This window comes from Jejuia spongiicola, assembly GCF_023502325.1.
In the GTDB taxonomy this organism is placed as follows: Bacteria; Bacteroidota; Bacteroidia; order Flavobacteriales; family Flavobacteriaceae; genus Wocania_A; species Wocania_A spongiicola.
Genome location: NZ_JAMFLZ010000009.1, coordinates 21,457 through 32,757, shown reverse-complemented (window position 1 = coordinate 32,757; position 11,301 = coordinate 21,457). Strand labels below are relative to the sequence as shown.

The window sequence follows — 11,301 nt, the reverse complement described above, 5'->3', positions numbered from 1 at the left end:
AATAACGATAATAATAATGTTTAATTATCTGTTGTGTTTTTTTTATGATTTTAAAGCGTGATTATTTTAAATTTTTAATGGTTAAATATAATTGCTTTATAACAGCTCTCATTTTATCAATATCTAAAGTTTCGATAGTATCGTCTTTAGTGTGATAATTTTTATTTCTATAAAAAGCGGTATTTGTAATCATTACAGCAGGGTAGTCAAAATTCCAATAGTTTAAATGGTCAGAGTAATCTACACCTGCAACCAAACTAGAGCCTTTAAAAGAGTTAGTTTTAATTACATGCTGTTGTTTCATTAGTAGTTCAATTTGCTTCCCAAACGCACCACTTTTTTCACTTTGTACTACGGTAATAAAATCGGCAATAGTGCCATATTCTATAGCCATTTCTTGTATTGGATAATTTTGAGACCCTTTTTTTTGACTGTAATACCCAATCATTTCTAAACAAATCATACCTTTTACAGGAATGTTGTTTGTGTGTAAATAGTTGGCATGAACATAGCTTCCCATTTGTTTGGTTCTAAAAAATGGAGGTTCTTCTAAGGTGTAGGCTACAAAATCTATTCTGTATTTTAATTGCTCTTTTGAAAGCAAGCGTGCTAGTTCAAGTAATCCTACAACGCCACTAGCATTATCATCTGCCCCTTGCTGATTGCCGCATACATCATAATGTGCCCCAATAATAATACGCTTTTTGTGCTCCATACCAATGGAACCGATAACATTTTTATAAATGGCTCCGTTTACTTTGTATGGTTGGAAAATAACGGAATCGCAAGCCTTGATTAATTCAGATTTTATATAATCTGCTACAGTATTTAAGGATTTTATATTTTGATAATTTCTACTTTTCGGAGTTTGGGTTATTTTAAGTAAATCGACTTCAATTCTGGTTTTATTTGTAAGCTCTAAAGAATCTATAGAGTTGTTTTGGGAATAAACGCAAATTGAGAATACTAGAAGGCAGATGTGGAATATTTTTTTCATTTGGAATGTTTTTTATTATAGTTCGCTATTTTGTAAATACCTAAAAACACTTCAAAATTGTTTGAAGTGTTTTATATTTGTTATTATAATAAATCAACACTATTTTAATTTAACTATCTTAAAAGATTTAACAATAATATAAATTGATAAAGTTATGTAACTAATAGTGGTAATGAAAAAATAAATTTCTTTATCTATTCTTTCCCATAAATTCTTGTCTAATAACATATCTATTAAAATTATATATGTTAGAAAATAACCAATAATTAAAATATTTTTTTTGTTTTTTATAAATGAAAATAAAACCAAAATCACTCCAACAGATGCTAGTATTGGCATTATAGTATGTTCAAATTCTGTAAAAGTATAAATCAAAGATGTTATTAATACTAAGAGCATTGGTATGAGAGCATGTGGATTGTTTCTAGTAATTATTAAAAAAATAATAATTGAAAGAACTTTAAGATAGTTTAGCTGTTTAAATGAGTTTAATTTTGTTTTCATCTTAATTAGATTAGGAATAATTTAAGTTAATATCCATTTGATAAATAATCAATTATTACAATTTCCTGATTGAGCAGGCCCATTTGCTATAGTCGTATTTATTGAATAATTATCGCTTTCAGGTAAACCCCGAATATATTGCCCTAAAACAGAAGGGCTTGAACCACCATTACCTATACCTGGATATATAGCGAAACAATTAGGTAAATTCAAACTAGTAAAATTTGAAATATCTATTACATAATCAGTGCAATTATAGAGATTAATATTGTAGCTAGTAGGAATTGTATTAGCAAAATTTAATATTTCAGATAAGATTGAACCAGATATATTAATAGTAATGCTTGCGTCATATTCATGGTTTTGATTATTTCCTATTGCTCCATCTGCTGCACCAAATGATTTAGCTTTTTGATCTGGATAGAACCCAAAAGAAACTGTGTTTCCATTCTGTGTTATGGATACAAAGGCGTGACCAGGGTCTCCAGAACTACTTATGGGTAGAGAAGAATTATTAACAGGCTGGTCAGCATAAATTGTAAGTTCAGCGTTTTGCGTAGAGTCAAAACAATTTAAGAATTTTTTCATATCCGTTATTGGGTTGTCTGGAGCTACAACTACAACTGTAGCTACACAATTCCCATTACCATCTTTAATATAACCTTCAGAGCAACCTGTACTACCAGTGCTTCCACCACCAGATATTGGACTCCAAGTATTATTGATACTACCACCGCCTCCACCTAGGTACAAAATTTCTAACGGGATATAATTGATATTTTTAGGTTTGGTTGCATTTATAACGACTTCCTCGCCTTCCATACCGCAAGCAATACCCCAACAATCTTCTTCATCTTCATCTCCTTTAGAAGTTGTTAGGCTTTTTGAGGATTTTGATTCTATTGATGTAGGTTTTAGAAACCTCGATACCAATATGTCATCAACAACTTTAAAGGCATTAATGTAGTTGCCATCTAAATCTGTGATATAGAGCTTTCCTGAAAATTGTTCAGTACTTGAATTTTCATCTCTTACCATGCTGAAAATTACAGATTCGATAGAATCTTCTATTTTTAGTAATAAAATTCGGCTATAAACATTTTGGTAATTGGTATACGCAGGTATTATAGTTAGCAATTCTTCACTATCAGTAATTTCTTCGTGAGAAATGAAGTCTAGGTTTGGAATAGCGTACGGCTCATTTTTTTGTTTTGAATTTTTTGAAAATTCGTCAATACTAAATAAATTTTGAACTTCAGTAATGCTTACGGTTTCAATATTGCCTTGTTGTTCTGTAGTTATTTCTTCTTTATCACAGTTTGTAAACACTATGGTAATGAATAGTAAAAGAATTGCTTTTAAAAATGTTTGCTTCATGTTATTTTATTTTTGTTAATAGATGAAACAATATTAGTGTTGTATTATCATATAAAGTCCAGTTTCTATATGAAGTTAAGGATTCCGGACATCTTTTTTATACTCCATTGGTGTTTTTCCTGTATGCTTTTTAAACGCTGAATAAAAACTGGATTTTGAATTAAAACCTGATTCTAAACCAATAGCGACTATGGTATAATTATTATAATCGGGATTAGCTAGCATTTCTTTTGATTCTCCAATTCTTAATAAATTTATATAGTCATTAAAGTTCGAGTCAGTATTTTTGTTTATTAATTGTGACAGATACCCTTCGCTTAGACTAAGCTCTTTTGATATTGCCTTTAAAGTTAAATTAGGGTTTAAATACTTTTTCTCTCCTTTTATATAGATTTCTAGTTTATAAAACCCTTTAGAGTTTTCTTGTAGATTTGGCACTAGCTTACTTTTTTTTAAAATTGAGATCCTTTTTTTTCTTAACTCAATTCTTTTTTTTAAATCTTTGGATTTATTTATGCCTACATAACCAATCCAATAGACTAGCACAGAAATTCCAATCCACATCGGATAGAATATATATGATTTATTCAAATTATAAATAACAACAATTATTAAAGCACAAAACCAGCAAAAACATACAATTACCCCTGTATAGATTAATTTTTTTAACCAGTTAGTTTCAGATTTCACCCATGTAATATCATAGCTTTTGTCTCTTTCATGTTTTAAAATCATTCTATATACAAAAACCATGATTAGGATATTAAAAATAAAAGATAAAAATTCTATATATACATATATTCCTCTTTGAAAATGTGAAGCAATTTTGTTTATACTATCTGATGAATGCGTTAATAAGATGTATGTAATATGGATTAATAAAACTATAAAAAAGGGTAATATTAGAATCAATTTGATTTTATAATTGAGTTTTTTACGACCAATAAATTTGTGTACATATAAATAAAACATGGGTAAAACTAACCAATGCCAAGGAATGTAAATTAACTTTATAAATGAATAGACGTTTGCTAGTTGAGTGTCTAAAAACCAATATTGTAAGTTGCTTAGTGATAAGAAAAGAACTACTAAACCTAAATAAATAGTGTTATTGGTAATATATTTTTTTTGAGTTAAAACTATAAGACTAAATATAAATCCTTGTATAACTCCTGAGATTATAGTGATGTTGTAAATATTAAAATTTAAATCATTCATAAATCAAATATAAAGAAAAAGACTACTTAGAAAGTAGTCTTTAATTTTTATTTAAAATATTTGTTTAAGCTTTTAAGAAACCAATTGTTGCCTAAAAATAGTTTGTTTTCTATCTGGACCAACAGAAACAATGGTAATTGGAATTTCCAGCTCTTTTTCTAAAAACTCTATATACTCATTTAATGCTTTTGGTAATTGAGAAGCCTCAGACATTTCAGTTAAATCTTCGCTCCAACCACAAAATTCAGAGTAAATAGGCTCTACATTTTCTGGCTCGATATTGTAAGGGAAATGTTTTATAACTTCTCCTTTATATTTATATGCTGTACATACTTTTAAGGTTTTAAAACCAGAAAGTACGTCGCCTTTCATCATCATTAATTGTGTTACACCGTTTACTTGACATGCATATTTTAAGGCAATTAAATCTAACCAGCCACAACGTCTAGGTCTTCCTGTTGTTGCACCAAATTCGTTACCAACTTTTGCCATAGTTGCTCCATCTTCATCAAACAATTCGGTAGGGAATGGGCCAGAACCCACACGGGTTGTATAGGCTTTAAAAATTCCAAAAACATCACCGATTTGATTAGGCGATACACCTAAACCTGTACAAGCACCAGCTGCTGTAGTGTTACTTGATGTTACAAAAGGATACGTACCAAAATCAATATCGAGTAATGAACCTTGAGCACCTTCGGCTAAAATAGTTTGTCCAGATTTTTGTGCTTGATAAATATATTCTTCAGAATCAATAAATTTTAAAGATTTTAAAACTTTTACAGCTTCAAAAAACTCTTTTTCTAATTCGGTTAAATCGTATTGAACATCAACATTATAAAAAGAAATCATTGATTCATGCTTATTTGCTAAAGCTCTATAGCGTGTCTTCCAATCGCTTAACTCTAAATCGCCAACACGAATACCATTACGACCAGTTTTATCCATATAAGTTGGACCGATACCTTTAAGTGTAGACCCAATTTTAGCTTTTCCTTTTGAGGCTTCACTAGCAGCATCTAACAAACGATGGGTAGGTAAAATAATATGAGCTTTGCGAGAAATAAGAAGCGATTTTCTATAATCTACATCTTGTTCTTCTAATTTATCTAGTTCTTTTTTAAAGATAACAGGGTCAATAACTACCCCATTTCCTACTAAATTTGTTGCATCGTCATGAAAAATCCCAGACGGAATGGTATGTAAAACATGTTTTCTTCCGTTAAAAACTAGGGTATGTCCTGCATTTGGACCACCTTGAAAACGAGCAATAATATTGTAGTTGGATGTTAGTACGTCAACAATTTTTCCTTTGCCTTCGTCTCCCCATTGTAATCCTAGTAGTAAATCTACTGCCATTGTAAAAATTAGTTATTTAGTTGATTTTCTATTTCCGTAAAAATAAAGTGAGTGGTTATTAATTTCGATATCAAAAACTTCTTCGATGGTTTTTTTTATGGATTGAATTCGCGGATCGCAAAACTCAATAACTTCACCGGTATCTGTAAGTATAACATGATCGTGTTGTCTATCGAAATATGACTTTTCGTAATGCGCTTGGTTTTGTCCAAATTGATGTTTTCTAACTAAACCACATTCTAAAAGTAATTCAATAGTGTTGTAAAGTGTAGCACGAGAAACACGATATTTCTTGTTTTTCATATTAAGGTATAAAGACTCAATATCGAAGTGTTCGGTGCTATTATAAATTTCTTGTAGTATAGCGTATCGCTCTGGAGTTTTTCTATGCCCGTTACTTTCTAAAAAGCTAGTAAATACGCTTTTAACTATGTCTTGATTTTTTGTATCTGCTTTTGCATTCATAATTTCGTCGCAAATTTACACTTTTTTTACACTCTAGTAACCTTATCTATGCCATTAATTTTTTTAAGTTTTTCCAATAGCTTTTTTATAATGGTATTATTCTTTACAACAACATTAATTTTCCCAGAGAATAACCCATCATCACTTTCAAAACTAATGCTTTTCATGTTTACATGCATATTTTCTGAAATAATATTTGTTATGTCGTTTACCAAACCAATATGATCAATTCCAGTAATAACAATTTTTACCAAAAATTCTTGCTGAGATGAATCTACCCATTTAGCAGGCATAATTCGGTACGCGTAATTAGATTGCAAGCTTAGCGCATTTGGGCAGTTTTTTTTATGAACCTTAATACCTTCATTAACTGTTAAAAACCCAAAGACATCATCACCGGGAATAGGGTTACAGCAGTTTGATAATTTATAGTCTAGTTTTTCTTCTTCTTTACCAAAAACAAGCGAATCATATTTAGCGGTAACTTCTTCTTTTTCTAAATCTTCTTTCTTTATGGTTTGCTTTCTAGATATTTTATTTTTTATAAAACTCATTAAAGCATTGCTTCTAGAGGCAGCATAATCTTTAAGCATTGGATTATCTATAGTACCAATACCCACTCTATAAAATAAATCGAGACTTGTTTTTAATTTAAAATAGTTAACTAATTCATTTATTGAAGATTCGTTAAGCGTTATTTTAAGTTGCTTTAATTTCCGTCGCAATATTTCTTTGCCTTCTTCTCCAATACGTTTTTTGTCTTCTTTTAAAGCCGATTTAATTTTGCTTCTGGCTCTTGCTGTGGTTGAATAATCTAACCAATTGGCATTGGGTTTTGCACTTTCGGATGTTAAAATATCTACTTGATCACCACTTTGTAATTCGTGACTTAAAGGCACTAATTTACCGTTTACTTTTGCGCCACGAGTTTTCATACCAACTTCAGTATGGATACTAAAAGCAAAATCTAGAGAAGTAGCTCCTTTAGGTAATGATTTTAATTCTCCTGTTGGTGTAAAAACAAAAATTTCTTTTGAATATAAGTTTAACTTGAATTGCTCAACAAAATCAACAGCATTAGTATCAGGATTCTCTAAAGCTTCCTGGAGTTTGTTTATCCAAGTTTCTAAACTGTCTTCTTTTTCGTTAGTTTGCTTGTATTTATAGTGAGCTGCATAGCCTTTTTCGGCAATTTCATTCATACGCTCGCTACGTATTTGTACTTCTACCCATCGGCCTTTAGGTCCCATTACAGTTATATGCAATGCTTCGTAACCTGTTCCTTTTGGTGATGAAATCCAATCGCGAAGGCGTACAGGGTTTGGTCTAAAATGATCGGTTACAATTGAATATATTTTCCAAGCAAAAAACTTTTCATTTTCTTCATCACCTTTATAAATAATTCTAATGGCAAATTTGTCGTAAACTTCATCAAACGAAACGCCTTGTTTTTGCATTTTTCTGCGAATAGAAAAAATAGATTTTGGTCGTCCTTTAATAGTGTAATCCATTAATTCTTTATCTAAAGAATTTTTTATTACTTGACTAAAGGCTTCTATATATTTATCTTGCTCTTCTTTGCTTTCTTTTATTTTGTTTAAAATATCATTATAAACTTCTGGCTCAGTATATTTTAAACCTAAATCTTCAAGCTCAGTTTTAATATTATATAACCCAATTCTATGAGCTAAAGGCGCGTATATGTATAAGGTTTCTGATGCTATTTTGACTTGCTTATCTGCCCGCATAGAATCCATAGTTTGCATATTATGAAGTCTATCGGCAATTTTTATAATAATAACTCTTACATCATCATTTAATGTAAGGAGCATTTTACGAAAATTCTCAGCTTGAAGCGATATATCCATATCTTTTTTAAGCGAAGATATTTTTGTAAGCCCGTTTACAATCTTTGCAACAGTTTCTCCAAATAGCCCTTCTATATCTGATATTGAGTAGTCTTCGCTGTCTTCAACAACATCGTGTAGTAATGCCGCTGCAATAGATGTGGCATCCAAACCAATTTCTTGAGCTACAATTTTAGCGACTGCTAAAGGATGAAAAATGTAAGCTTCTCCAGATTTTCTACGCTGATCTTTATGTGCATCAAGTGCAACATCAAAAGCACTGCGTATTAATTTTTTGTCTTCTTTTGAGAGTGTACGATAGCTAACCTTTAATAATTCTTTATAGGCTTTGGTAATGGCAATATTTTCTTTTTCTAAGGCTTCCTCTGTCATAAATTAAAAGTAGCATAAAGAAAATTAACAGCCAACTAGAATTTAACTTTTTGTGGTTAAAATCTCAAGTTTTATGAATTTAAAAAATTCACAAGTAAATTCACGGCTTTTCCACGGTGCCCAATACTATTTTTTAGGCTTAAATTCATTTCAGCAAAAGTTTGGTTGTAACCTCTAGGTTTAAAAATAGGGTCGTAACCAAACCCTTTTTCTCCATGTTTAGTTGAGGTAATTTCTCCTTTGCAAATACCAGTAAATGTTTGCTGTTTGTTGTTAAGTTGCAAAACTATTACTGTTTTAAATTGTGCATTTCGGTTATTTTTATGGTTTAATTCTGCAAGTAATTTATCCATATTATCATTTGCATTACGTTGTTCTCCTGCGTAACGCGCAGAATATACTCCAGGTGCACCATTTAAAGCGTCTACTTCTAGACCCGTATCATCAGCAAAACAATCAAAACCATAATGCTGTTTTATATATTCTGCTTTTTGGGTAGCATTACCTTCTATAGTACTTTGGGTTTCAGGAATATCTTCAAAACAGCCAATATCTTTTAAACTTAAAAGTTTAATATGTGAAGGGATTAAAGCTTGTACTTCTTTTAATTTATTAAGGTTATTGGTTGCGAATACGAGTTGCATGAAATGATATGTTTAGTTAATCAAAAATAATACTATATATGTCTAATTAAAAGAATAATATTTAAAGCTTTTTTATATCTTTAATATCTAACTGAAACCAAATATGACTACATTTAACTCACCTCTCGAAGCTTTTATGCATTGGGAAAAAGAAACCCCAAACCGTATTTTTTTGAAGCAACCTGTTAACGGAACGATTGTTACCTATACATTTAGAGAAGCCAAAGAAACCGTTTGTAAAATAGCTTCAAAACTAAAAAGCTATAATTTACCAGAACGAAGTCATATTGCTTTACTTTCAAAAAATTGTGCCCATTGGTTACTTTCAGATTTAGCCATTATGATGGCCGGTTATGTGTCTATTCCTATTTATCCAACTTTAAATGGGGCATCGATTAATCAGATTTTAGAACATAGTGAATCTAAAGCGATCATAATTGGAAAGTTAGACAACTTTGAGTCTCAAAAATCTGGAATTCCAGATATTCATAAAATTAGTATTGGTTTGTTTGGTGAAAATGAAGGTGATTTATGGGAAGACATAATTAAATCTGAAAAACCTTTGGAAGTAATGCCAAAAATTGATACTAACGATTTACATACTATTATTTACACATCAGGAACCACTGGTACACCAAAAGGAGTAATGCATTCTGTTGGTAATATTATGGAAAGTATGCGTGTTATAAAGTCTGTAATTAAGTTATCTCCTTTACCGCGATTGTTTTCATATTTGCCTTTAGCACATGTAGCCGAACGAGTTGGTATTGGAACACACGGAATAGTTATTGGGGCAGAGTTTTCGTTTCCAGAATCTTTAGAAACTTTTGCTTCAGATCTTGAGAAATGTCAACCGCATTTGTTTTTAGCAGTACCTAGGATTTGGGCTAAGTTTCAAGAAAAAATTCTAGAAAACCTTCCTCAGAAGAAGTTAAATATTTTATTAAACATTCCTTTTGTTAATCGATTGATTAAAAATAAACTAAAGCAAAAACTAGGGCTTAGAAGCGCCGAATATATTGTTTCTGGAGCAGCACCGCTGTCTGCTAGTTTAATGCATTGGTTTAAAAAAATTGACGTTACTATTTTTCAAGTTTATGGCATGACCGAAGATTGTATTATATCTCATGCCACAAGACCTGAAGCTGATAAAATAGGAACTGTTGGTAAAGCTCTAGAAGGAGTACAAATCAAGTTTACTCCTGAAGGCGAAATTTTAATAAAAAATAATTGTTTAATGAAAGGCTATTTTAAGGCACCAGATATTACAGCAAGTGTTTTTGATAATGGTTATTTTAAAACGGGAGATAAAGGCGAGTACGATCATGATGGGTATTTAACTATTACGGGGCGTGCAAAGGATGAGTTTAAAACAGATAAAGGCAAATATATTTCTCCTTCGCATATTGAAATGTTATTGTCAAAAAACACAGATATTGAACAAATATGCATTGTTGGTACCGGAATTCCACAACCTATAGCTTTAATTACATTATCAGAGCTTGGTAGAGCAAAACCCAAAGAAGATCTATCTAAAGGGTTAATTGAAACGGTAGCTGCTATAAACCCTAGTTTAGAAAAACATGAAAAGGTTGAAAAAGTAATTATTATGAAGGAAGATTGGACTGTAGACAACAATTTAGTTACACCATCATTAAAAGTAAAACGGAATAGTATAGAAAAAATACATCAGCAGTTTTATAAAGAATGGTTTGCAAAGGATGATAAGGTGATTTTTGAATAATGTAATAATATTTATGATTTTATTATGACAAAAATCATCTTTAAAAAAAGAAATCTATAGTAACTTTGAGTAAATATTTAAAAGAGAAATTATGACAATAAATATTCAATATGTTCATATAGGAACGAGTGAAACAATGAGCGCTTATGTAACAGATAAATTAGAAAGACTTCATAAAAAATATGATTGGATTATTAAGGCTGAAGTTCATTTTCAAGTAGAGCACAATGCAAAAGAAAAAGGGAAAATATGTAAAATAGAATTAAGTGTTCCTGGACCAAGAATATTTGCAAGTTCTGATGAAGATAATTACGAAGATGCAGTAAAACGAACGATTAAAGATTTAGAAATTCAGCTTAAAAAAAGAAAACAAGTGTTTAATCCACATTAGTATGGATATTGAAGCTTATAGGTTATATTGTTTGTCTAAAAAAGGTGTTACTGAATCCATACCATTTCCTAAACTTCAAGATGTTTTAGTGTTTAAAGTTAAGGGAAAAATGTTTACAGCTACAAATATAGATACGTTTGATAGCTTTAGTATAAAGTGCGTTCCAGAAACTATCGAAGAATTAAGAGCTCAATATAGTGCTTTACAAGAACCATCTTATTTCAGCAAAAAGCATTGGAGTAGTGTCGTTGTGGATGGTACAATTTCTGATCATATATTATTTGAATGGTTAGATATATCCTATAATCTTGTAGTTTCAAAACTTACTAAAAAGCAAAAATTAGAGTTAGAACTAGAATAAA

At 30.6% G+C, this 11,301-nt stretch carries 11 protein-coding genes; 3 read left to right on the top strand and 8 right to left on the bottom strand.

The window, feature by feature from the left end:
* Nucleotides 1–61 precede the first annotated feature (61 nt).
* The 8 genes from M3P09_RS15785 to M3P09_RS15750 form a co-directional block, all read right to left on the bottom strand.
* Complete coding sequence (locus M3P09_RS15785; RefSeq protein ID WP_249973876.1) at nucleotides 62–997, bottom strand: M28 family peptidase; 936 nt, start codon at nucleotides 995–997, stop codon at nucleotides 62–64.
* A gap of 99 nt (nucleotides 998–1,096) precedes the next feature.
* Entirely contained in the window at nucleotides 1,097–1,501 is a 405-nt protein-coding gene (locus M3P09_RS15780) for a hypothetical protein (RefSeq protein WP_249973875.1), read from the bottom strand.
* A 48-nt stretch (nucleotides 1,502–1,549) separates the two neighbouring features.
* Complete coding sequence (locus M3P09_RS15775) at nucleotides 1,550–2,878, bottom strand: hypothetical protein (protein WP_249973874.1); 1,329 nt, start codon at nucleotides 2,876–2,878, stop codon at nucleotides 1,550–1,552.
* 75 nt (nucleotides 2,879–2,953) lie between these two features.
* Complete coding sequence (locus M3P09_RS15770; protein WP_249973873.1) at nucleotides 2,954–4,096, bottom strand: helix-turn-helix domain-containing protein; 1,143 nt, start codon at nucleotides 4,094–4,096, stop codon at nucleotides 2,954–2,956.
* Nucleotides 4,097–4,168: 72 nt separating this feature from the next.
* Complete coding sequence (locus M3P09_RS15765) at nucleotides 4,169–5,455, bottom strand: adenylosuccinate synthase (protein WP_249973872.1); 1,287 nt, start codon at nucleotides 5,453–5,455, stop codon at nucleotides 4,169–4,171.
* A 12-nt stretch (nucleotides 5,456–5,467) separates the two neighbouring features.
* The gene (locus tag M3P09_RS15760) at nucleotides 5,468–5,920 is read right to left on the bottom strand and encodes a Fur family transcriptional regulator (protein ID WP_249973871.1); all 453 of its coding nucleotides are present in this window, start codon (nucleotides 5,918–5,920) and stop codon (nucleotides 5,468–5,470) included.
* A 26-nt stretch (nucleotides 5,921–5,946) separates the two neighbouring features.
* Nucleotides 5,947–8,160, bottom strand: a complete 2,214-nt coding sequence (locus M3P09_RS15755; RefSeq protein WP_099562874.1) for a RelA/SpoT family protein — start codon at nucleotides 8,158–8,160, stop codon at nucleotides 5,947–5,949.
* Between the two features lie 71 nt (nucleotides 8,161–8,231).
* Nucleotides 8,232–8,804, bottom strand: coding sequence for a non-canonical purine NTP diphosphatase (locus M3P09_RS15750; RefSeq protein WP_249973870.1), 573 nt, complete (start codon nucleotides 8,802–8,804; stop codon nucleotides 8,232–8,234).
* Nucleotides 8,805–8,907: 103 nt separating this feature from the next.
* Between M3P09_RS15750 and M3P09_RS15745 the strand changes: the two genes are divergently transcribed.
* The 3 genes from M3P09_RS15745 to M3P09_RS15735 all read left to right on the top strand — a co-directional run bounded on the left by M3P09_RS15745 (nucleotide 8,908) and on the right by M3P09_RS15735 (nucleotide 11,300).
* Nucleotides 8,908–10,548 (top strand): AMP-binding protein, encoded by a 1,641-nt coding sequence (locus M3P09_RS15745; RefSeq protein ID WP_249973869.1) that lies wholly within the window; start codon nucleotides 8,908–8,910, stop codon nucleotides 10,546–10,548.
* 91 nt (nucleotides 10,549–10,639) lie between these two features.
* Nucleotides 10,640–10,939 (top strand): ribosome hibernation-promoting factor, HPF/YfiA family, encoded by a 300-nt coding sequence (hpf, locus tag M3P09_RS15740; RefSeq protein ID WP_099562871.1) that lies wholly within the window; start codon nucleotides 10,640–10,642, stop codon nucleotides 10,937–10,939.
* A gap of 1 nt (nucleotide 10,940) precedes the next feature.
* The gene (locus tag M3P09_RS15735; RefSeq protein ID WP_249973868.1) at nucleotides 10,941–11,300 is read left to right on the top strand and encodes an MmcQ/YjbR family DNA-binding protein; all 360 of its coding nucleotides are present in this window, start codon (nucleotides 10,941–10,943) and stop codon (nucleotides 11,298–11,300) included.
* Nucleotide 11,301 lies beyond the last annotated feature (1 nt).

Bases quoted from the DNA above. Each gene is read 5' to 3' on its own strand.
- M3P09_RS15785 (WP_249973876.1), bottom strand. From the start codon at position 997: ATGAAAAAAATATTCCACATCTGCCTTCTAGTATTCTCAATTTGCGTT.
- M3P09_RS15780 (WP_249973875.1), bottom strand. From the start codon at position 1,501: ATGAAAACAAAATTAAACTCATTTAAACAGCTAAACTATCTTAAAGTT.
- M3P09_RS15775 (WP_249973874.1), bottom strand. From the start codon at position 2,878: ATGAAGCAAACATTTTTAAAAGCAATTCTTTTACTATTCATTACCATA.
- M3P09_RS15770 (WP_249973873.1), bottom strand. From the start codon at position 4,096: ATGAATGATTTAAATTTTAATATTTACAACATCACTATAATCTCAGGA.
- M3P09_RS15765 (WP_249973872.1), bottom strand. From the start codon at position 5,455: ATGGCAGTAGATTTACTACTAGGATTACAATGGGGAGACGAAGGCAAA.
- M3P09_RS15760 (WP_249973871.1), bottom strand. From the start codon at position 5,920: ATGAATGCAAAAGCAGATACAAAAAATCAAGACATAGTTAAAAGCGTA.
- M3P09_RS15755 (WP_099562874.1), bottom strand. From the start codon at position 8,160: ATGACAGAGGAAGCCTTAGAAAAAGAAAATATTGCCATTACCAAAGCC.
- M3P09_RS15750 (WP_249973870.1), bottom strand. From the start codon at position 8,804: ATGCAACTCGTATTCGCAACCAATAACCTTAATAAATTAAAAGAAGTA.
- M3P09_RS15745 (WP_249973869.1), top strand. From the start codon at position 8,908: ATGACTACATTTAACTCACCTCTCGAAGCTTTTATGCATTGGGAAAAA.
- hpf (WP_099562871.1), top strand. From the start codon at position 10,640: ATGACAATAAATATTCAATATGTTCATATAGGAACGAGTGAAACAATG.
- M3P09_RS15735 (WP_249973868.1), top strand. From the start codon at position 10,941: ATGGATATTGAAGCTTATAGGTTATATTGTTTGTCTAAAAAAGGTGTT.